Below are 21,365 nucleotides of genomic sequence, written 5' to 3' on the forward strand. Positions count from 1 at the left end.
ATCAAATATTAAAAAGGATATCCTATGCCAATATTGTAAATCAGGTTCTCTTTGCGCCAGGTGCTGCTGCCAAAATCAACCTGGTCGATTACCCAGCGTTTTCCAGGTTCAAGGTAAGGTTTTCTGATGGGGAAAGCCACGTCTAACCTGATTACAAAAATAGTGGCATCGACACGGAGCCCGGCCCCTGTACCAACGGCAAGCTCGCTTAGTGCATTTTTGAAGTTAAAGCCGGAGCCAGGTCTGCCCGGAGTTGCAGGCTCAGTGTCTGTGGCCGGTGTGCCAAGATCTTCTTTTCTCAGCCAGATATTTCCTGCATCAGTAAATATGGCTCCATGTAATACGCTAACTATTTTAAACCTGAGCTCTGTATTCAGCATCGCCTTGATATCACCCCCCTGGTCGGCGAATTCGGTATCGGATATTTTATAAGTTCCCGGTCCAAGTGCACGGGCCCGGAATGCCCGGATGTCGTTACTTCCCCCGGCAAAGAACTGGCGTACAAATGGCAGTGTGTTGCTATTGCCATAAGCGTAACCATACCCCAGGTTGAGCCTGTTCGCCCATACTACATTACGGGTAAGCTTGTAATAATTTCGCAGGTCTGTCTCCAGCCTGACAAACTGTGTCAGCGGTGTTTTTAAGAAAGATTTATTTCCATCCGCATCTTTGCCAACAAAAAGTCCCCATACATTTCCACCCGTTTCCAGGCTTCCGTTAAAATAAAGGTTGTTTCTTCGCTCTTCCTCCATTTGATTGGTATAAGTGAAGTTATAGTTGCTTCCTATGATGAATTGTTTTTCAAGTGCACCTCTTAGACCGATACGGTACAAACTATCACGCTTCCTGGGGTCGTCAAATTTTGAAGGCTGCACGTAATTGATTGATATTGGATTGAACGTATGTTCTTTGTACTTGCTTTCCTTAAAGTTATAACCATATTCTCCTTTTATGGAGTTTAAATTGTACAATGAGCCTCTGCTCAACAGTTGATAAGAGGCAGAGACAATGGTTTTAGGAATGAAAGCATTGGTACTGTTGAACCTGAAAAAAGGGATAATGAAACGCGGAAAGGTCAGTTTACCTTCTGTGGTAAAGGAGTAGGAGTTGAGCCCTTTGGATTGCCCGCTCACCTGAGTTTCAAAGCCACCGCTCACGCTCACGTCCAGTTGCTCCGCCCCCCTGAACAAATTTCTGGTGGTTTGTGTCAGTTTTACTTCAGAACCCACAAAGTTGTTGGACTTGCTGGTTCCTGTCACGGAAAAGGACAGAGAATTCTTTTTCAGCGGGGTCAGGTAGATGTTCAGGTCGAGCTGGTTGTTTTTAAAACTGTCAAGAGGAAGAAACTCGGCCTTTACGCCCTGAAAAACCCCGATATTGACCATGCGGTTGAGGGATTGGTTGTGGTCTTTCCGGTTGTATAATTCATCCTTTTTAAAAAATACCAGCCGGTCAAACACCCAGGGCTTGAAAGTCCTGCGGTTATCATAAATATTGAAGTCATTGTATTTTACAGGCTCCAGATTTCTCAACACTGAATCCCGGCGCAGGCTATAAGTAGGGTAGATGTTAATGTTGTTGATGGTATAGGGTTTCAGTCCCGCATCCGGCGCGATGTCCTTTACCTTAATGGTGATGTTTACCAGGCTTTTGCCAATGGTACTGTCCACCTGCAGGATCAGGTAATCCGGGCTAAAATAGAAATAGCCCTTTTCCTTCAGGTCGTTGTCAATCCTGATCCGTTCATTCTTATAGGTTTCCAGATCATAAAAGTCCCCGGCCTTCAACAGCGTTTTGTCTTTGTTCTGATTGATGATATTGGCCAGGTTGCCGCTGTCTTTTGAAAAAGTAATGCTGTTGATCTTATATCTGGGGCCGGTCAGTGCGGTATAGATCGCCTTTGCCCTGCGGTTCTTTACTACGGTATCTCCGGTCACTTCTGATTGCAGATAACCCTGGCTGATCAGGTAACTGGTGAGTACATCATTGTTGTATTTCAGCTTGACATCGCTGAGCAGTACAGGTGGTTCGCCGACTTTGGTACGCAACCAATGTTTCAGTCCCTTAGGTTTTTTGGGTTCACCAGCTACGTTGTAGACCCAAAGCTTAAATTTCAGCCCAAGGATCGATTTGTTCGGACGTGGCCTGGTTTTCTCCTCCAATGCGCTTTTTACATCTTTCTGGTCATCAATTTTCCCGGATGAATCCGGATTGATCTTTATTTCAGCGCCGGTGTACAGATTTTGGCCCGGCTTCAGATAGCGGGTATTGCTGCAGGCCGCCAGCACCGCACACAAACAAATGAATACAAGAGGTCTAATTAGTTGTCTCATTGGTAGGTTTTTGTTCTAATGCTTCTTTATTCCTGTTTTCCTGTTCACGCGCCTCGTTCTTCAATCTTCTTTCCCTTCTCTCTTCTCTGGTCATTTTTTTCTGGAAGATTTCCCTGAACTTATTATAGTCTACCACAAGGGCAAAACCAAGTCCCGTTTCGATGATCTGGCCTTCTATCACACCCTCGTTCTGGTTGCGCCTGTATGCCCTCAGCCTGTACCGGCCGTCTGCCGAAAGGGCATATTCCACATTCACGTTCCCTGCTATATTGGTTGACCTCTGGTTCTGGTTGGCAGGGCCTTCCAGCCCGAATGAACTGCCCACAGTTACCGTCAGCCGGTCGTTCAGCAGCTTTTTAGACAAACCTACCTCAAGATCCGTTTTTTGCTCCATGGCTCCGGTCGAGTAATCTTCCGATGAATTGATGCCGAAATTGATGTCTACTCCCTGGATCAGGTCAGAGGCCAGGTTGTTTAACTGCTCGGTCAGCAGTTTACTTACACTGGACCGGGCCAGTGTCGATACACCGCCCCCGCCGCCGGCCAGGCTCTGGAAAGGATTGTCCGCGATGAATCTGTTTAGCGCAAGCAATGCAAATACTTGTTTGTTTAGCTCACTTTCATCCCGGTTTACCTGGAGCAGTTTGGTATATACCTGTCCGCCCAAAGCACCACGCTCATTTTCGGGCAGGTCCAGTCTGAAAGATATTTTCGGCTTCATCAGTTCCTCTTTCATCATCAGGTATACCTGGATGGGCAGCTTTGTTTTTGCCTGCATATTTTCAGCCTCATTCAACAGATCGATCGGTGCGGCATTCACTTCATATAACGCGGTCAGATCTACATTGGCAGACATCGGATCTCCTGTCCAGACGATGCTGCTTCCTTTTACCAGTTTAAATGCTTTCTTACTAAAGGGGCCTACCGACAAGTTGTAAGAGCCATCACTGATCTCATATCTTCCGGTCAGGCTGGTCTTGCTCGGGTCCATAGTGGCCACCAGGTTGGCTTGTCCCCTTACTTTCAGCGCATCACCATTTGAAGGATCGACCACGACGGTCAGTTCAGCTTCAGGGTCTATATGGAGTGTAGCGCCCAGCGTCATTCCCTGTATAGGCGATTTGGTGATGCTGTCCCCGGTTAATGCCTTTTGCCCGTTGTACGGAGCTGCATCGGCATCGATAAACTGCACAATTCCTTCCTGGTCTATCACAGCGGGATCATCCACCGGCAATGCGAAAAAGAATTTTGTTCCCTTCTCTACAGTGACGTTCATGTCCACATCAGGCTGGTTTAAATCTCCTCTCACCTTAATGTTGCTTGTCAGATATACCGTGCCATAGATCATGTCATTGTCCTGTGCAGTAGAATTTAAAGCGCGGAAATTATTCGTCCTGATGTCCATGTTGAACTTAAAGTTCTGGTAGTCGGTGGTCTGTATGCCGCCGTCTATGGTCGCTTTTCTACCGAGGGAATCCAGTATGGTAAAATCATCAAAATTCACGCCCTGTTCTGTAAAGCTAATGGTCTCATCAGGTATTCTCAGGTAGGAATTGACATAACCTGCAGTAAAGGCAATCTGTTTAAATTTCAGGTCTCCGATTACTTTTGGGGAGGCCATTGCACCCTTTACAGTCATTTGTCCAGTAATATTGCCAGATCCTTTTTTGATCTGGCCCATAGACAAGCTTTCCAGTTCTTTCAGATCCAGTTTATCAATATTGACCGTTAGGTCCAGTGCGTTTTCAGTATTGGTATAATAAAATCCATTTACCCTCAGCTCATGAACTCCTGCCAAAGCTACGTTTACTTCGTAAGCATTGGCGATATTGTTATTGACCGCAACACGCAGTGTACCCAGCTGATCTTTTTGATAGCGGAGCTGACCGATGGTCAGGTTGGCCTCAATTTTTGGTGTATCCATCAGTTCCTTTGCGTCAACCGTTCCGTTGATGATCCCGCCAACGAGTGCGCTGTCCTGCTCGGCGAATTTGGTCAGTGTCTCTATCCTGAAATCTTTAAATTCTACTTTTACAGGAGAGTTCGGAGTTTTATCAGTGCTGTTGATGCTCAGCAGCTGGCCGCCCTTGCTCAGGTTAAACTGGTTGGCCAGTATGCCAGACTTGCCAAACTGAAGGTAATTTTCAGGAGATATGGCCCATTTCTCATAGTCGAGCAGCAGTTTATTGGGATCCAGTGAAAACTGATAATCCTTGCTGATAGATTTAAACGTGCCGGCCAGCGTATACCTGTCCTTACGTTTGCTGTCCCTCAAAAACACATTCACACCCAGTAGGTTATTGGCCGCTTGTCCGCTCAGTTCGGTATTGTAGAGCGCGATGGATGAACTCTGGAAACTTCTGATCTGTAATTTATAGTCCAGCTGCCGGTTCTTATTGTTCACATCCAGGCGGGTGCTGTCCACTTTGTAATCGCCATATACCACCCTGGGAAACCAGGCACTCATCTGCAGGCTGTCTTTTTGAGTATCGATCAGCCCGCTCATGTGGGAAGGAGAAAACGTAGTGATTTCCGGCACAAAGTTTTTAAGGAATTTGGGATTGTGCAGGTTTACATAAAACCGAAAGCGCTGGTCAGGAATTTTAGTGACCTCACCAAATTCATAATACTTATTGACCTGGTTAATGAGTGCGCTGCCCAGATTGGTCAACTGATATTTTCCATCCACTTTTACATTGAGGATCTCCGAATTGAGGGTAAGCAGGTTATGGCTGGCAGAGGCTTCGGAATGAACATCAATGGTGTCCATATTGAATTTCTGGCCTTCTTTGACCAGCTGCAGCCCGTGGATACTCACATCACCGTTCAGATAATCGGGATCTGCGGTTTTGATATCGGCGGTGATCAGTCCTGCCAGTCTGAACTCTGTCGTGCTGAAATTGAGCTTTTGCAGGTCGACCTGTACCAGGTTCATGTTTGCCTTTACAGCAGGATATTTGCCGGAGATGTCCACAGCAGCACTGAGTTTAAAGTTGGCGTTGCTGTCTGCCATATTGCTTTTTAGGTTCAGCTTCTGCCTGGAATAATCACCACTTATATTCAACAGTTTGTAGGTATACTTGTTATATTGTGCGCTGACGATCTGCGCGTTGAATTTCACTGCCGCTTTTTTAGCATCCAGTCCTGTTCCGTTTACCGTGGCCCTGGCCGTAATTCTGCCTATTGTGGGCTGTTGTTTCAGAAGCCGCCCTACATTGAAATTGTTCAGATTCACATTTGCGCTATAGTGCTCTCTGCCTTTAGGTCCGCTCATTTTGGCTGCCAGTTTAGCAGCACCCATATCGGTGCTGATGTTAAATCCAGTGGTGAAATTGGTCATTGAACCTTTGAAGATTCCATTGGCGGCGATCTGGTTTGGCAGTTCAATGCTTGCCGGCAATGACTTTTCAGGAATGATGACCAGCAGGTCTTTTTTAGTCAGTGCAAACTTCCTGATCTTGAGGTCAAGTACTGTTTTATTCATATCCGGCAGACCTTTGGCCGTACCGCTGATGTCAATCTGCGTGCTTTTCAGTCCGGTTACCTGCAGTTTCGGAACGACAAGATTGTTTAAATAGCCCCTTGCACTGGCGCTGACCTTTATTTTCTCATTGCGGTAGTTTGCAGGGATGGCGTCACTGAAATAGGCGGCATCTTTCAGGCCGATTACCGTATTGTTTACTGTCATGGAAAGCTTCACCCGTTCCGGATGTTTGGTCAGGTCGTCCATTGAAGTATAGTTGAGTTGCGTGTTATTTTCAATAGAAGTATTCGGCGTTTTAACCTTAAAGTTGCTGACCTTGATCTCTTTCTGGGTATACGCGACATCACCCTGCAGCTGGTTGAGTTCGAAACCACTCTTCTCTTTAAATGTTCCTTCTTTTACATTCACTTTTATGCCGGCATCACTGTAAGAAATCGCTTCTGCCAGCAGTTTCAGATCAGAAAACCGGAGATGGTTAAAATCCATCCCCTTAGCCGTCTTTGTTCCCAGATTGTCAAACTGTACATTGTTTTCAGCAAGCGTTACACGGCCTACCTCCAGGGACAGTGGATCAGATTTAACAAGGGTATTATCCTTTTTTACAGATCCTGCTGATTTCGGACTTGGTTTCATGGCAAACAAAATGTTTGACCTGTTGAGTTTAGCATCGCCAAGTACATATTCACCATGAAGCACATCAGCGGACAGCTTGTTCAGTGACAGTTCCGTCAGCGCCACATCGGCCTTGTTGGCCGCCGAATTGAAATTGATCTTTGTGTTGCTGATACTGGCACCTTCCACTTTATAGTCGCTATTGGTCAGATCCACAAACAACTGATTCAGCGCCAGTTTGTTTAAATCTACATCTGCGCTCATGCCGGAAATCCGATCATCAAAACCAATGCGGATATTGCTGAAAGCAAAATCCTGTACTTCGATCAGCGGCAGCTTGCCCAATTCCGCTTTGGCGGTATCTATACTTTTTTCCAGATGCTCGGCCAACTGTGTCAGAGGCTTTTGCTGCAGGTATTTCACCGAGGTATTCCTGAGCGCAAGTGTTTTGATCACATAATGCTGATTGGCCAGGTCAAACTCTTTAAGTTTTGCTTTAAATTCACCAAGGTGCAGCTTCATGTCATTGCCCGCTACGTCGTCCCGGTAGGTAATTCCGATGTCCTCAAAATTTACTTTATCAATGGCGAACTTCATGGTAGAGGTGGAGTCCTTTTCTACTTCCTCTTCCGGCTTTTTCTGCTCCGACATAAATGCATCTACCAGGAAAGAAAAGTTAAATGCAGTATCCGGATCAATGCGGGTCACATTGGCCCTTATCTTTTTCAGTGTAATGTTGTTGATCTCTACCTTATTGTCCAGCAGCTTAAAAAGACTGATGTCTACAGCAAGCTTTTCCGCATACAGCAAAGTGTCTTTCTTTTGGTCTTCAATGTAAAATTTGTTCAGTACAACATCTTTGGGAAGGGCGATTTTAATACTCTCCAGGCGCACTTCAGTTTTCGTTTTCTTCTTCAGGTAACTGACAACCTCATCTTTTACGAAATTTTGTACAAAAGGAATGTTCAGCGAAAGCGCGACCAATACGACCAGAAGGACAACACTGGCAATTATCCAAAGCAGAATTTTAAGACTTTTGCGTATATATTTATTCAAGTGAAATAGTCTGAGAGATTTATGATATAATTTTAACAACTAAAACCATGCCATAGGGGCCAAAAAATATGTTTATTCTGTATATCTACAATTCATATAAATGAATTGTTTAGAATCCCTTCTGTTTCTTAAAGAACTGTTAAAAACTTCTGTTCCTAAATTTGCTTTCATCCCTTATATTTACAGGATCCAAACCCTTTTTTGATGAGTGACGAAATAGAAAACAACGTAAACGAAGAAAATACGCATACTGTAATCCCTATTAACGGGCTTTACGAAAACTGGTTCCTCGATTACGCCTCCTACGTAATTCTAGATCGTGCAGTTCCGCACATCAACGACGGCCTTAAGCCCGTTCAGAGGCGCATTATGCATTCGCTGAAGGAGATGGACGATGGAAGATTCAATAAAGCGGCCAATGTGATCGGGAATACCATGAAATATCACCCGCACGGAGATGCTTCGATTGGTGATGCCATGGTACAGATCGGGCAAAAGGACATGCTGATCGATTGCCAGGGAAACTGGGGGGATCCGGTCACCGGGGACAGCGCTGCCGCTCCGCGTTATATCGAGGCGCGTTTGTCCAAATTTGCAAATGAGGTGGTATTCAACCCCGATACGACCGACTGGCAGCTGAGCTATGACGGACGTAACAATGAACCCATTACCCTGCCCGTCAAGTTTCCTTTGTTGCTGGCACAGGGCGCTGAAGGTATTGCTGTAGGCCTGGCCACTAAGGTCATGCCACACAACTTCCTGGAGCTGCTCGATGCCTCTATGGAAATACTGAGGGGCAACAGGCCAAACATCCTGCCCGACTTTTTTACCGGCGGCATGGCGGATTTTTCTGCTTATAATGAAGGCATGCGGGGCGGCAAGATCCGGGTCCGCGCCAAGATTACAGAAAAAGACAAAAAGACCCTCGTCATTACTGAGATTCCTTACAGCACGACTACAGGGTCTGTGATCGACAGCATTCTTTCCGCAAATGACAAGGGAAAGATCAAGATCAAAAAGATTGAAGACAATACAGCGGCGCACGTAGAGATCGTCATCCATCTGGCCCCGGGCATTTCTCCGGACGTAACCATTGATGCACTGTACGCCTTCACTTCGTGTGAAGTTTCGATATCGCCCAATACCTGTGTCATCAAGGACGACAAACCACAGTTTTTGAGTGTCAATGACATCCTGACCCAAAATACCCAGCATACCAAAGGGTTGCTCAAACAGGAACTGGAGATCAAACTCCATGAACTCCAGGAAAGGATCTTTTTCAGTTCATTGCTGAAAATATTCATACAGGAGGGCATGTACAAAAACGCCGAATACGAAAATTCGAATAATTTTGACATGGTCGTGGAGGTGCTGAACCGCTTATTTGATCCTTTCAAACCAGACCTGTACAGAGAGATCCTTCCTGAAGATTTTAAAAAGCTGATCGATAAGCCGATGAGCAGCATCACCCGCTTTGACGTGAAGAAGGCGGATGAGCTGATGAAGAGCTTAAACGACGATATCAAAGTCGTTAAAAACCATTTGCGTCACCTTACCGATTATGCCATAGCCTGGTTTCAGAAGCTCAGGGATAAATATGGTAAAGGACGTGAACGTAAGACAGAGATCAGGTTGTTTGACAGGGTAGAGGCCTCCAAGGTGGCCCTTGCTAATGTGAAATTATACATGAACCGCGAGGACGGTTTCATCGGTACAGGCCTGCGCAAGGATGAGTTTGTCGCCGACTGTTCTGATATTGACGAGATCATTGTATTCCGGGAAGATGGCAAGTGCACCGTTACCAAAGTGGCCGATAAAACATTTGTCGGCAAGGGAATCCTCCACGCCCAGGTATTTAAAAAGGGCGATGAGCGGACCATTTACAACATGATCTACAAAGATGGCGCAAGCGGGATCTCTTATATCAAGCGCTTTGCGGTAGTCGGCGTGACGCGGGACAAGGAATACGACCTGACCAAAGGAAGTAAGGGTTCCAAAGTACTTTATTTCACGGCCAATCCAAACGGTGAGGCCGAGATCATCACCGTACAGCTTAAACCGCATACCAAACTCAAGAAACTGCAGTTTGATCTGGATTATGCCGAAATCGCCATCAAAGGCCGCGGTTCGCAGGGCAATATTGTTTCCAAGTATCCCGTCAAAAAGATCTTGTTGAAGAGCAAAGGCGTATCCACCTTGTCTGGTCTGAAGATCTGGTACGATGAGCTGCTGCGCCGGCTGAATGTGGACGGCAGGGGTAAATACCTTGGGGAATTTGACGGAGAAGACAAGATCCTGCAGGTACACAAAGACGGCTGGTATGAACTGAGCACCTTTGAGCTGAGCAACCACTTTGACGCAGACCTGGTGCTGATCCAGAAATTTGATCCGGAAAAACCTTTTGCTGTAGTACAGTATGAAGGCAAGGCCAAAAATTATTTTATCAAGAGGTTTGTATTTGAATCCATATCGGTTGGCAAAAAAGTAAGCCTGATCAGTGAAGAGAACGGTTCCAGGTTCCTTTACCTGACCAGCAACCCGGCAGCGGTACTGACCGTTGATGTGCTCAAAGGCAAGACGCAGATCCCGGAAACGCTGGAGATAGTGCTCACAGAATTTATTGATGTAAAAGGCATTAAAGCAAATGGCAACAGGCTGACACAACACGAAGTCAAGAACATCACAATCGCCAATAACGAAGAACCTGAAGTCGCTGAGCGCAGCAAAGGTGCTGTGGCTGCTGAAGAAACAGAAACTGAGAAAGAACTGATCGATCCGGCATTGAGCAAGGATGCCGATGATGAGGAAAAGCCATTGCCCGATGAAGTTACTGCATCCGGAGAAGAAGAGGGGATTGCTGATGAAAATGAAGGCGCTGATGAAGAAACAGAAACTGAGGCAGCACCGGTCGCAGCGACTGAAACTGCTCCAAAAACGGCGCCGACAGCCAAACAGCCAAAACCAGCGGAAGCATCAAAGCCAACAGAAAAGTCTCCGCCAGCAGGATTATCAAAACCGGCGGCTGAACAGCCGAAACCAACAGCTGAACAACCAAAGAAAACATGGTCGACTCCTGCAAAAAAACCGGATGACATTAAACTGGAGATCACCAACCCGGATGACATCGATATTGACGACAAAGGGCAAACTAAACTCTTCTAGTTCTTCTTCCGCGACTCCTGCATTGGATTTACCCCGGTAGACGATCCTCTGACCACCTCTTTTTGCTTGAAGAGCTCAAACCTGGAAGGCGCAAGCCTTCTGGGCCAGGCATTGTTGTTTTCGTCGATATCTGCCGTTTCCCGGTAGGGATCAAGCTGCACTGAAACTACTTCTTTATCCTTGGTAAAAACCTTGGTGACCTTGTGCTCATCCATTCTCCAAATGTAAGCCGGAATCCTGTCAATCTCTTTGCTGCCGTCCTTGAAGGTCCACTCAATGATGACCGGCATGACCAGGCCGCCGACATTAGATAAACTGAGCTCGTAAAAATTCTTCTTGCTTTCGTATAGCTTTTTCTCTTCAGCTGATAAAGCATTATAATAAGCCTGAAAATCCTCATCAGCCGTCCTTGCTACTTCAAAACGTTCAAACTTATTGTAAAAATCCAGCAGGCTGGTATCCTGTTCCACAGCAAATTTAATTCCTGCAGCGCGGTTGCGCTCCCTGCCGATGTATTTATTGTCCCGTTCGTATACCGCCTTTTTGTCCTGGTTCTCTATGGCCTGTTTCATGCTGTTTATGCGGTAATAACGCACACTGTCCAGGGAAATATCGACCGGGTCAGTGCCGAAGAACCAGCCCCGCCAAAACCAGTCGAGGTCTACTGCCGAGGCATCCTCCATGGTCCTGAACAAATCTGCAGGAGTAGGGTGTTTGAACGCCCAGCGCTTCGTATATTCCTTAAAAGCATAATCAAACAGTTCCCGCCCCATTACAGTCTCCCTCAGGATGTTCAACGCAGTAGCCGGCTTGGCATAGGCATTGGGGCCAAAGTTTACGATCTGCTCCGAATTGGTCATGATCGGCTCCAGCTGGTTTTTGGGCATTTTCATGTAATCTACGATCTTATGTGCCGGGCCCCTTCCCGAAGGATAATTGTTGTCCCATTCTTGCTCCGCCAAAAACTGGCAAAAAGTGTTCAGGCCCTCATCCATCCATGTCCATTGCCGCTCATCAGAATTGACGATCATCGGGAAGAAATTGTGGCCCACCTCATGGATGATCACCCCGATCATGCCCAGCTTGACCGCCTCTGTATAGGTGCCGTCTTTTTCCGCCCTGCCGTAGTTGAAACAGATCATCGGGTATTCCATTCCGTTGGCAGCCTCTACAGAGATCGCTACCGGGTATGGATAAGGGATGGTATGTTTTGAATATACTTTGAGCGTATGCGCCACCACTTTGGTAGAATACCGGCTGTACAGCGGATAAGCCTCTGGGCCATAATAAGACATGGCCATGATCTTCTTGCCGTCTACATTTGTCGCCATCGCATCCCATACGAGCCTGCGGGAAGAGACCCAGGCAAAATCCCTTACATTTTCTGCGGTATAGGTCCAGGTTTTCTTTGCACTGGATTTTTTGGAGAGTCCCGATTTTACTTCATTCAGGGTTACGATCTCCACCGGCGCTTTAGCCGTTTGTGCAGTATTCCATCTTTTTAAAGCGGCTGCGCCCAGTACCTGGGCATAGTTCTGGCACTGGCCTGTGGCACCTACCACATGGTCTGCAGGCACAGTCATATTTACCTTATAATTTCCAAATACGAGCGCAAATTCACCCCGGCCTTCAAACTGTTTGTTTTGCCAGCCCTGGAAATCAGAATAAACCGCCATTCGCGGGAACCATTGGGTAATGGTAAACAGGTAATTGTCGTCTTCGGCAAAATATTCATAGCCACCACGACCGCCAACAGTCATCCGGTCAGAAATCTTATAATTCCAGGAGATGTTCAGGATATATTTTTCATTTGGTTTCAATACCACCGGCAGGTCAATGCGCATCATGGTATTGTTGATGACATAAGGCAGGGCGGCACCACTTCCATTGGTTACTTTAATGATCTTTACACCAAGGCCATTCTCACCACCAACTATAGCCGACAAAGCTTTATAGGTCATTTTATCTGTCATCTTACTGGTTTCAGTAAGTTTATTGTCGCTTGTTGATTTGCTTTGGTTTTCGTCCAGCTGTACCCATAGGTAACTCAGCGGATCAGGAGAATTGTTGTAATAAGTGATGGTTTCTGATCCTGTGATCGTCAGGTTCTTTTCGTCCAGTTCCGCGTTGATGTTGTAATCTGCCCTTTGCTGCCAATAGGCCGGGCCCGGTGCTCCGGATGCTGAGCGGTACGAATTGGGATCGGACAGGACAGTACCCAACTGCTCAAATTTATTACCATGATTGGAACCCGGATTGAGCAATTGCGCATAAGTAGCGAAACTATACAGGATAACTACAAAGAGAAGTATTAGTTTTTTCATCAGTATAAATTATAAATTGCCGGGAGCCTTTCGGCCGCCATCATAAACGCGATCCCAAATATAGCTGAAGAAAGGAAAAAGTTCCAGTCCCAGGCCTTTATTTTTACAATCCAGATCAGGATAAAAGAGAGGAGCATCGCAGTGGCAACAATGAGGAGTTGCCCAAACTCCAGCCCTAAATTAAAGCCAAGGAGCTCCACTACAATATTTGCACTTTTGCCCATAAGGCTCTTCAGGTAATTTGAAAAGCCAAGGCCATGGATCAGTCCAAAGAACAAGGTCAGCAGGTAACGGAACAGCATTTTCTTTGGCTTCTTTTTTTTGCTGATGATATTGGAAGATGCCGTGATCAAAATAGTTACCGGAATGAGGAACTCAATGAGCTTGCTGTTGATGTGAATGTATTGCCAGACACTAAGCGCCAGGGTAATGCTGTGCCCAAGGGTAAACGCTGTAATTAGGATCAATAATTTCTTCAGGTCCTGAGCACCATAAATGCTGCACAGTGCGAGCAGGAACAGAATGTGGTCATAACCCTGCCAGTCCAGAATATGGTGCCATCCGAGGCCAAAATAGAGCTGAAAATCCTGCATTGCCGCTGAAAGTCGTAATTTTTGAAAAAAAATGCAAGTAATAACCTAATTTTGATCGATATAGACAATGATGTTACAACTCCTGCTGGTTATTTTCTTCAATATGTTGCATCCGTTTTACGTGAGTGTCACGGAAATTGAGCAAAATCAAAAAACGGGAACGGTACAGATTAGCACACGTATTTTCTTTGATGATCTTGAAAAGGCCCTGGATAGACGATATAAAACAAATATAAACATCTTAAAACCTGTAAATAAGAAACAGGTCGACGCATTGATTTCAGCTTACGTTAAAGCGCATCTCAAAATAAAGGCGAACAACAAGGAACTTGTTATGAAGTACGTTGGTTATGAAATCGAGGAAGAGGCGGCATGGTGCTATTTTGAAACTGATAAGACAGGCCCAGTCAGAAATTTGAGCGTTCAAAATGACATTTTATTTGAACAGCACGATTCACAGATCAATATGGTGCATGTGATTGTTGGCGGAAAGCGAAAAAGCACGAAACTCGACAATCCCAATGGCCAGGCTGAGTTTTCTTTTTAATCCAGGCTTGATCAGGGTTTAACTTATAAGTAATAGTTATAGGCAGGTTAAACGGATTTTTGACGGAGTTTAAACAGCTTTGTCCGTTCAGTGTCCGGTCAACCTCCGTTGAACCTCCGTTCAAGCACTGGTGATAAATCAGTATCAAATAATTCTATAATAAGAAAATAAAAAGGACGGTATGGATTTTCATGCCGCCCTTTTTATGAAAAATAATTATGACCTATTGATATTGAATGTATACAGGTGCGGGTTTCAGTTTCAGCAATTCCTCAGGTGTCATCAGGCGGTTAGGGGCTTTTTTCAGGTCATTTTTATAGAACAACTTAAATCCGGTGAACTGTACCGGTTCCGAATAGATGAAATGACGATATGTACCTTTCTTTAATTCCGGTTCGCCCCATCCGTCCATATGCATCACGATCTGTACTTCCGGACGAAGTTTGATATTCTGATAATTGGTGACCATCTTTTTCGTAAAGCGGTGGACTGTAAAGACCTTTGGCGGGAGGTTATATTTCCTAACCAGTTTAGCCAGATAATCTGAGCAAAAATTGATATCGGCGGCATCATAGGTTCCGATCCTTCTGCCAGGTAACGATCCGTCTTTCATAGAGAATTCAGGATCAATGCCCAGGTGGACATTTGGAAGTTTCAGATACTGCTCCAGTTGAGGCAGTTCGTCTCTGATGGAGCCAAGTGCAACCTGTATATCAAGGAATACGATCAGGTTCTTGCGCATTCTGGAAATGGTCATAACAGAATCGATCTGTTTGAAAGGCATTCTGGTACGGTATTTTCCCGATTTTCCCGGTTCGCCGGCCGCTACAACCGCTATATAATGTAAGCCGGGCTGTACAGGAGTGGACGGATCTGCTTTTTCCCAGTTTTTTACCTCTCTGTCCAGTCTGGAGAGCATATCCTTTGGTGCATATTCACCAAGGGCACCCATTTTTTTTGAGTACAGGTTACCATAGTAAACTACGATACGTTTAAACGGAAGGATGGCGCCGGCCAGCGGATAGGGCTGTTTTTTTACAGGCCATTTGCCGGTGGTGTCGCCATTGGCCAGTTTCTTTAACAGTGCATCGTATTTTGCAGTATCTACAGGTAGTCTTGAGGCAGTAGTGTCTTCAACAGCAACAGAGTCACCTGCAATGGTAGTTTTAGTTTTTCCTTTAATGTTTTTTCCATCTGATGTGCAGCTTGTACAGATGCCGAAAGCGGTTAGTCCGATTAAAAGAATTCCTGCTAGAGGAGATAGTTTCATTTTGTGTTTGTTTTTATAGGTAAGATACTGTTTTGCACGGTTTAGCCCGTCAATTAAAATCTTACAAGTATAACACTCTTGGTACGAATAAAAAAGCGGGAACCGGAAAGTCCAAAAAAATAAATATTCTATTTGTTTGGAATTATTCTAAATAAGTTCCTATACTTGTATGGTTATTTGAAACGATTCTAAATAATATCCGGATGGATCAGAAGAAATAAATATTTGGTTTAGTTTGGTTAGAAAAAGGAATACTTCCAGGGCTACGCATGCTTTGGAAGTTCCTTTTTTGATTATAGGTGCTGTAGATGGCAGTCTTCATGCCTTAAAAGAGACTATTCAGTAAGGTGTTACTGATTTAGGTGTGTTAAAGGCGTCGGAATAGGTCCCCGACGCCTTATTTATAACATGCCGGTTATTAAAACTATCGGGATTATTATTGAAAGCTGTTGAACTTGCCAAATACCCCCAGTGGCAATTTAATGCCTGAGGTAGCCTGAAGGTACAGTTCCCCTGTTTCCAGGTTGCGCACCTGCGGGAAGGAAGTTTTGATCAGGTTTTCTACAATGACTGAGGAGAAGCCCAGGGAGTAGGTGTTCAGGATCAGGAAATGCTCTTCCTCATCAAGCAATTGTACGACCTCCTGCATCATTTCCTGGATATGGTCCTCCAGTTTCCACTTTTCACCATTCGGGCCATGGCCAAATGCCGGCGGATCGAGGATGATGCCGTTGTATTTTTTGCCGCGCTTGAGTTCTCGCTTCACAAATTTCAACGCATCTTCAACTACCCAGCGTATGTCCTGAAGTTTGGAGAGTTCCTGGTTTTCGTTGGCCCAGTTGACTACTTGCTTTATCGAATCTACGTGCGTGGTATCGGCCCCTGCAGCTTTGGCAATGAGCGAAGCTGCGCCTGTATAGGCAAATAAATTCAGTACTTTCGGGCTGCGGGTCTTCATTTTCCGGATGGAGGAAGAGATATAATCCCAGTTTACAGCCTGCTCGGGAAATACGCCAACATGTTTGAATGAGGTGAGGCCGAGACGGAGGCTGATGCTCACGTCTTCATTTGTATAGTTTACATTCCAGCGATCGGGCAGGTGTGCTGAATTTTTTATCCATTCACCGGAAGTGGCCGAACGACCTTTAAACCTGATGTGTGTCTGTTTTTTCCATTCCTGTTCGGACAGGGTCTTTTTCCAGACGGCCTGGGGTTCCGGTCTCGATAAAACGAGGTTACCAAAACGTTCTAGTTTTTCAAAATCACCACAATCGAGCAACTCATAGTCTTTCCAGTGTGCGGGCGTCAGCAGGCTTATCATAAAAAAGCGGATATATTAAAACTTTCCTTTTGCAGCTTTCATAAAACGGCTTGCAAAAACGAAATCATTTAGTTCTTCAATGTCGGTATGGGCAATGTCTTTATTAGAGCCTTCCCAGAATTTCTTGCCCTCGTGCAGGAACAGGATGTAATCACCTATGCCCATCACTGAGTTCATATCGTGGGTTACCACGATGGTTGTTGTATTGTATTCTTCGGTAATTTCCTTGATCAGTTCATCAATAACAATAGATGTTTTAGGATCAAGACCCGAATTGGGCTCATCCACAAAAAGGTATTTAGGATTCATGGCTATTGCCCGGGCTATGCCCACGCGTTTTTTCATCCCTCCTGATAACTCGGCGGGAAACAGCTTGTTCTTGCCTTCCAGGTTCACCCTGTCCAGGCAAAAATTGACCCGCTCCAGTTTTTCTTTATGGGACTGTTCCGTGAACATATTAAGCGGGAACATAATGTTTTCTTCAACGGTCATGGAATCAAACAGTGCTGAACCCTGGAACAGCATACCTATCTCTTTCCGGATCTCGATCTTCTCCTCGAAGTTCATGGTTGTAAATTCACGGCCATCGTATTCTACACTACCCTGTTCGGGCTGATGCAGGCCGATCATACATTTAAGCAAAGTTGTTTTTCCGGAACCGGAACCCCCGATGATCAGGTTGGTCACACCGGCTTCGAATTTACCGGAGATACCGATCAGTACGTCATTGCTACCGAACGATTTATGGATGTCCTTGATCTCGATCATAATAATAACTGGGTTACAATGTAATCACATGCCAGTATGGAGATACAGCTGACCACTACCGCCCTGGTGCTGGCCTGCGCCACTTCAAGGGCGCCTCCTTTTACATAAAACCCTTCATATGCGGGTACTGAGGTAATGATAAAGCCAAATACAAATGCTTTTACCAGCGCTACAGTGATGGTATATGGATTGAAGTCAGTGGTAATCCCCTGCATATATTCTGCGGGAGTGACTGCACCGGATAATGTACCGCCGATGTATCCCCCGGTAATGCTTAAAAACATAGATATGATCACCAGAATGGGTACCATTGTGATCCCGGCGATGATCTTGGGAAGGATCAAGTACCCGGGTGAGTTGATGCCCATGATCTCCAGCGCATCGATCTGCTCACTCACCCGCATGGTGCCGATCTCTGAGGAGATGGCGGAACCGATCTTTCCGGCAAGTACAATGGCGCTGATGGTCGGACTCAGTTCAAGAATTGATGAATCGCGGTTTACAGAGCCAATAATGGTTTTTGGAATAAAATCACTGACGAGCTGGAAAGCAATCTGTAAGGTCATAACCGCGCCAATGAAGGTCGAAATAATGGATATAAGTCCCAGAGAGCCAACACCGATGAAATCCATTTGTTTAAAAATGGCTTTCAGATAGATCCTAAATTTTTCTGGTCTCCTGAATACTGCCTTTAATAACAGAAGATACTTGCCAAAATTTGTAAAATTCATTCTTGAAAACTTAGCTGTAGTACGGATGCAATATTATTACAAAGAAACAATAAAATTTGAATAAAGACAGCATTGGTACTGGTAACAAATCTTTATGGGGCAAAGTTTTGCGATGTATGGCTTTTTTGTAATATTGCGCAAAATAACCTGTCTGAACATGAATGCTATTATCACAGCCGGTACCAAAGGTATTGGAAAAGCAATTGCCATAAAATTGGCGGAAAACGGATATGACCTGGCGGTATGTGCCAGGAATCAAACAAGTCTTGACCAGCTTTACGAATCATTGAAACATACTGGCAGAAAAGTTTTTTTACATGTGGCGGACTGCAGCGTTAAGGCCGATGTTTATAGCTTCTGTGAAGTGGTACAAAAACAAATGCCCGTGGCCGATGTTCTGGTGAACAATGCAGGGACATATTTACAAGGGGTTATGCTGGATGAGGCTGATGATCAGTTTGAAACACAGCTGAACCTGAACCTGAACGCCGCTTATTATACGAGTAAATTTTTTGGTAAAATGATGCGTACACAACAATCAGGGCATATTTTTAACATCTGCTCGGTAGCCAGTAAACAAATCGTCGAAAATGCAGGGGGGTATAGTGTAACTAAGGCGGCCTTACTGAGTCTTAATCATGTATTTAGGGAAGAGTTATCAAAATACAATGTAAAGGTAACAGCTGTTTTGCCGGGATCAACACTGACGTCTTCATGGGAGGGAACATCAATTCCCGCCGGGCGTTTTGTCCAGCCGGAAGATATAGCAAATGCCATACACACCATCTTGAATTTAAGCAGTGGCGTAAATGTTGATGAGATAACCATAAAACCGGTACAGTTTTAAACATATAGGAGGACATATATTATGGACAAGAGATTATTTAGAAATGAGCACGAGAAGGTGATCGCCGGAGTCTCATCCGGGGTTGCTGAGTACATGGAGGTGGATGTAACGATAATCAGATTATTGTTTGTCCTGTCTACTGTATTTTTGGTGGGTACAGGTGTTTTGGTCTACATTGTGATGTGGATCGTTGTGCCGGTAAACAATGATCCCGCGAAGCGGTTTTCAAAGTTCAATGATTTTTATGCAGGCAAAAATCCTTTCAATTCGCCAAATGCATTTTCGCAGCCGCCAAACACGCCGGAGAATCCTGCTCCCTCGCAAAGCTGGACTTCATCAACTATAAATGAGGATAGCTTTAAAACAACAGGAAAACCACAGGACTTCAAGCCTTATCAGAAGAACAACAATGAAACCGGACGTACCGTGGGTGGGTTGTTCCTGCTGGTCATCGGACTTTATTTCCTGATGAATGAGTTTAATTTCATTCCGTTCTGGTTCAGCATCGGTAAGTTGTGGCCACTGGTATTTGTAGCTATAGGGGTAAGCTTTATCCTCAAGTCCAAACGTAAAAACGCATGGGAAGAATGGAAAGCACAGCAGGATGAAAAGGTGGCGGCTGAAACTGGTCCCGAGGCGACGGAGGGTACCGCAAGCACTACAGCTACTGAAGGAAATGAAGGCCCTGCAAATCCGGAAAGCCCTGAAGGAAGTTCATTGTCAGATCGATTAACCAAAAAAGATATATAATATGAAACTGGATAGAATAATGTGGGGTATCGTTCTGCTGTTCATCGGTGGTATACTCCTTTTGGATAATTTTGACATCATTGAGTTTTATTGGGGAAATGTATGGCGGTTCTGGCCGATATTCCTGATCATAGCTGGTGTGAATATTCTTTTTAACCGGAATAAGTCTCAGATCGGGGGCATCATATCCATTGCAGTGCTGGTGGTTACACTGGGTGTGCTGTTCTATAAAGGGCAGGAACGCCGCGACCACCACAGCTGGATGAGCGAAAACACCCGCATCGATGAGGACAACATGGATGCTGATGAGAACCATCATGAAACACTTGATTTTTCACATCCTTATACAGATTCAGTTTCCGTACTTACGGTTTTAAATATCTCGGGCGGTGGCACGTCGTTTGAACTTAAGGGAGCTACAGATAGTCTCATTGCAGCGCATGTAGAAAGAAAAGCTGGTAATTTTACATTGGAGACTACAAAAAACGACACGCAGACGACTGTAAATTTTAAGATGAAAGGTAAGTCCAACTGGAATATGGGTGATGGCAGCAATGATGTAGATTTCAGGTTAAATACCAACCCAAGCTGGGAGATCCATATGAATATGGGTGCGGGCGAAGTAAATTTTGATCTTTCTGATTACAAAGTGCGTACGTTTAACTTTGATGGCGGCGCTGCTGCACTGGACATTAAGTTTGGGGATTTGCTGCCAATTACTGATGTCAATGTAAAAACAGGTGTAGCAGATGTAAAGATCAATGTACCTGAAAACTCAGGCTGCAGAATTAAAACGAAAACGGGTTTATCGTCTAAAGATTTTGAGGGCTTTACCAAACTGGCGGACGGGACTTTTGAAACTCCGAACTATAAAACATCAGCCAAAAAGATATTTGTCAATTTGGACGGGGGATTGAGTAGCTTTGAGGTCAAAAGATATTAATGCAGTCTGAAGTTACCGAATATACAGTTGTCATCAACGGGAAGCCCGAAGGGCCGTATCTGCTGGAACAACTAAAAACACTGAACATCCAGCCCGGAACTTTTATCAGGAAACCGGGGATGGACGATTATAAAGAAGCTCACGAGTTCCCGGAACTGCGTGAGCTTCTTGGTTTTCGCTTTCAGAAGACCGCACCTCAATACTTCGCTTCTTTTGATCAGCGCCTGCTCGCTTCCGTCATAGATTACTTTTTCATCACTACGGCTTATGTCCTGATCATATTGGTCAGCTTTATTTTCATTGATGAAAAAACACAGCGCGTTGCGGTTGCGCTGGCTGGATTACCGTTGCTCCCCTTTGCTAAATTTATTTACAGCAGTGTAGCCGAGGCCTCAGAAAAGCAAGCCACCATCGGCAAAAGACTGGTCAATATCAAAGTGTCTGATTTAGGGGGCAACCGGATTTCATCAGGAAATGCTTTTGGCCGCAATGCCGCAAAGGTGTTTTCTGCTGTACCTTTCTTTTTCGGGTACCTGTATAGCTTTTTAAACAAAAAACAGCAATGTTTCCATGATATGATCGCAAATACACTGGTGATAAAAGACAGGTTGATTTAAACATAAT

The 21,365-nt window shown here is 45.0% G+C and carries 14 protein-coding genes; 6 read left to right on the plus strand and 8 right to left on the minus strand.

Going from position 1 to position 21,365, the window contains the following annotated elements; translation table 11 throughout:
* Nucleotides 1-8: 8 nt before the first annotated feature.
* Together tamL and QEP08_RS00645 are read right to left on the minus strand one after the other, a co-directional pair.
* The gene (gene tamL / locus QEP08_RS00640; protein ID WP_285054563.1) at nucleotides 9-2,333 is read right to left on the minus strand and encodes a translocation and assembly module lipoprotein TamL; all 2,325 of its coding nucleotides are present in this window, start codon (nucleotides 2,331-2,333) and stop codon (nucleotides 9-11) included.
* Nucleotides 2,317-7,485: a translocation/assembly module TamB domain-containing protein gene (locus QEP08_RS00645; RefSeq protein WP_285054565.1), complete on the minus strand. Its 5,169-nt coding sequence runs from the start codon at nucleotides 7,483-7,485 to the stop codon at nucleotides 2,317-2,319. Before QEP08_RS00645 ends, tamL begins: the two co-directional genes overlap by 17 nt.
* Before the next feature lie 204 nt (nucleotides 7,486-7,689).
* Here QEP08_RS00645 and QEP08_RS00650 point away from each other — a divergent pair, with 204 nt between their 5' ends.
* Entirely contained in the window at nucleotides 7,690-10,647 is a 2,958-nt protein-coding gene (locus QEP08_RS00650) for a DNA gyrase/topoisomerase IV subunit A (RefSeq protein ID WP_285054568.1), read from the plus strand.
* Here the strand turns inward: QEP08_RS00650 and QEP08_RS00655 are convergent.
* A complete protein-coding gene (locus QEP08_RS00655) occupies nucleotides 10,644-12,971 on the minus strand; it encodes a M1 family metallopeptidase (protein ID WP_285054570.1) in 2,328 nt (775 codons plus the stop codon). The genes QEP08_RS00650 and QEP08_RS00655 overlap by 4 nt on opposite strands.
* Complete coding sequence (locus tag QEP08_RS00660) at nucleotides 12,971-13,564, minus strand: HupE/UreJ family protein (protein WP_285054573.1); 594 nt, start codon at nucleotides 13,562-13,564, stop codon at nucleotides 12,971-12,973. The genes QEP08_RS00655 and QEP08_RS00660 overlap by 1 nt, the downstream gene beginning before the upstream one ends.
* 67 nt (nucleotides 13,565-13,631) lie before the next feature.
* On the opposite strand from QEP08_RS00660, the gene QEP08_RS00665 reads away from it, so the two are divergent.
* Entirely contained in the window at nucleotides 13,632-14,111 is a 480-nt protein-coding gene (locus tag QEP08_RS00665) for a DUF6702 family protein (protein WP_285054575.1), read from the plus strand.
* A gap of 223 nt (nucleotides 14,112-14,334) precedes the next feature.
* On the opposite strand, the gene QEP08_RS00670 is transcribed toward QEP08_RS00665, so the two are convergent.
* The 4 genes from QEP08_RS00670 to QEP08_RS00685 form a co-directional block, all read right to left on the minus strand.
* The gene (locus QEP08_RS00670; protein WP_285054577.1) at nucleotides 14,335-15,381 is read right to left on the minus strand and encodes a hypothetical protein; all 1,047 of its coding nucleotides are present in this window, start codon (nucleotides 15,379-15,381) and stop codon (nucleotides 14,335-14,337) included.
* A gap of 436 nt (nucleotides 15,382-15,817) precedes the next feature.
* A complete protein-coding gene (locus QEP08_RS00675; RefSeq protein WP_285054579.1) occupies nucleotides 15,818-16,702 on the minus strand; it encodes an RsmD family RNA methyltransferase in 885 nt (294 codons plus the stop codon).
* Nucleotides 16,703-16,717: 15 nt separating this feature from the next.
* A complete protein-coding gene (locus tag QEP08_RS00680; RefSeq protein ID WP_285054582.1) occupies nucleotides 16,718-17,470 on the minus strand; it encodes an ABC transporter ATP-binding protein in 753 nt (250 codons plus the stop codon).
* Nucleotides 17,467-18,201: an MlaE family ABC transporter permease gene (locus tag QEP08_RS00685; RefSeq protein ID WP_285054585.1), complete on the minus strand. Its 735-nt coding sequence runs from the start codon at nucleotides 18,199-18,201 to the stop codon at nucleotides 17,467-17,469. Before QEP08_RS00685 ends, QEP08_RS00680 begins: the two co-directional genes overlap by 4 nt.
* A 157-nt stretch (nucleotides 18,202-18,358) precedes the next feature.
* On the opposite strand from QEP08_RS00685, the gene QEP08_RS00690 reads away from it, so the two are divergent.
* Genes QEP08_RS00690 through QEP08_RS00705 form a run of 4 tightly spaced genes read left to right on the plus strand, consistent with a single transcriptional unit; the run spans nucleotide 18,359 to nucleotide 21,358 of the window.
* The gene (locus QEP08_RS00690; RefSeq protein ID WP_285054587.1) at nucleotides 18,359-19,048 is read left to right on the plus strand and encodes an SDR family oxidoreductase; all 690 of its coding nucleotides are present in this window, start codon (nucleotides 18,359-18,361) and stop codon (nucleotides 19,046-19,048) included.
* A 21-nt stretch (nucleotides 19,049-19,069) separates the two neighbouring features.
* Nucleotides 19,070-19,798, plus strand: coding sequence for a PspC domain-containing protein (locus QEP08_RS00695; protein WP_285054590.1), 729 nt, complete (start codon nucleotides 19,070-19,072; stop codon nucleotides 19,796-19,798).
* Nucleotide 19,799: 1 nt separating this feature from the next.
* Entirely contained in the window at nucleotides 19,800-20,741 is a 942-nt protein-coding gene (locus tag QEP08_RS00700) for a toast rack family protein (protein WP_285054591.1), read from the plus strand.
* Nucleotides 20,741-21,358 carry an RDD family protein gene (locus QEP08_RS00705; RefSeq protein WP_285054593.1) on the plus strand — a complete coding sequence of 206 codons (618 nt, stop codon included), beginning with the start codon at nucleotides 20,741-20,743 and terminating at the stop codon, nucleotides 21,356-21,358. The genes QEP08_RS00700 and QEP08_RS00705 overlap by 1 nt, the downstream gene beginning before the upstream one ends.
* The last annotated feature ends 7 nt before the right edge of the window (nucleotides 21,359-21,365 follow it).

The sequence above is a fragment of the Pedobacter ginsengisoli genome (genome assembly GCF_030244015.1).
Taxonomy (GTDB): domain Bacteria; phylum Bacteroidota; class Bacteroidia; order Sphingobacteriales; family Sphingobacteriaceae; genus Pedobacter; species Pedobacter ginsengisoli.

Coding starts and splice junctions, on each gene's coding strand:
- tamL (WP_285054563.1), bottom strand. CDS start 2,333: ATGAGACAACTAATTAGACCTCTTGTATTCATTTGTTTGTGTGCGGTG.
- QEP08_RS00650 (WP_285054568.1), top strand. CDS start 7,690: ATGAGTGACGAAATAGAAAACAACGTAAACGAAGAAAATACGCATACT.
- QEP08_RS00655 (WP_285054570.1), bottom strand. CDS start 12,971: ATGAAAAAACTAATACTTCTCTTTGTAGTTATCCTGTATAGTTTCGCT.
- QEP08_RS00660 (WP_285054573.1), bottom strand. CDS start 13,564: ATGCAGGATTTTCAGCTCTATTTTGGCCTCGGATGGCACCATATTCTG.
- QEP08_RS00665 (WP_285054575.1), top strand. CDS start 13,632: ATGATGTTACAACTCCTGCTGGTTATTTTCTTCAATATGTTGCATCCG.
- QEP08_RS00670 (WP_285054577.1), bottom strand. CDS start 15,381: ATGAAACTATCTCCTCTAGCAGGAATTCTTTTAATCGGACTAACCGCT.
- QEP08_RS00675 (WP_285054579.1), bottom strand. CDS start 16,702: ATGATAAGCCTGCTGACGCCCGCACACTGGAAAGACTATGAGTTGCTC.
- QEP08_RS00680 (WP_285054582.1), bottom strand. CDS start 17,470: ATGATCGAGATCAAGGACATCCATAAATCGTTCGGTAGCAATGACGTA.
- QEP08_RS00685 (WP_285054585.1), bottom strand. CDS start 18,201: ATGAATTTTACAAATTTTGGCAAGTATCTTCTGTTATTAAAGGCAGTA.
- QEP08_RS00690 (WP_285054587.1), top strand. CDS start 18,359: ATGAATGCTATTATCACAGCCGGTACCAAAGGTATTGGAAAAGCAATT.
- QEP08_RS00695 (WP_285054590.1), top strand. CDS start 19,070: ATGGACAAGAGATTATTTAGAAATGAGCACGAGAAGGTGATCGCCGGA.
- QEP08_RS00700 (WP_285054591.1), top strand. CDS start 19,800: ATGAAACTGGATAGAATAATGTGGGGTATCGTTCTGCTGTTCATCGGT.
- QEP08_RS00705 (WP_285054593.1), top strand. CDS start 20,741: ATGCAGTCTGAAGTTACCGAATATACAGTTGTCATCAACGGGAAGCCC.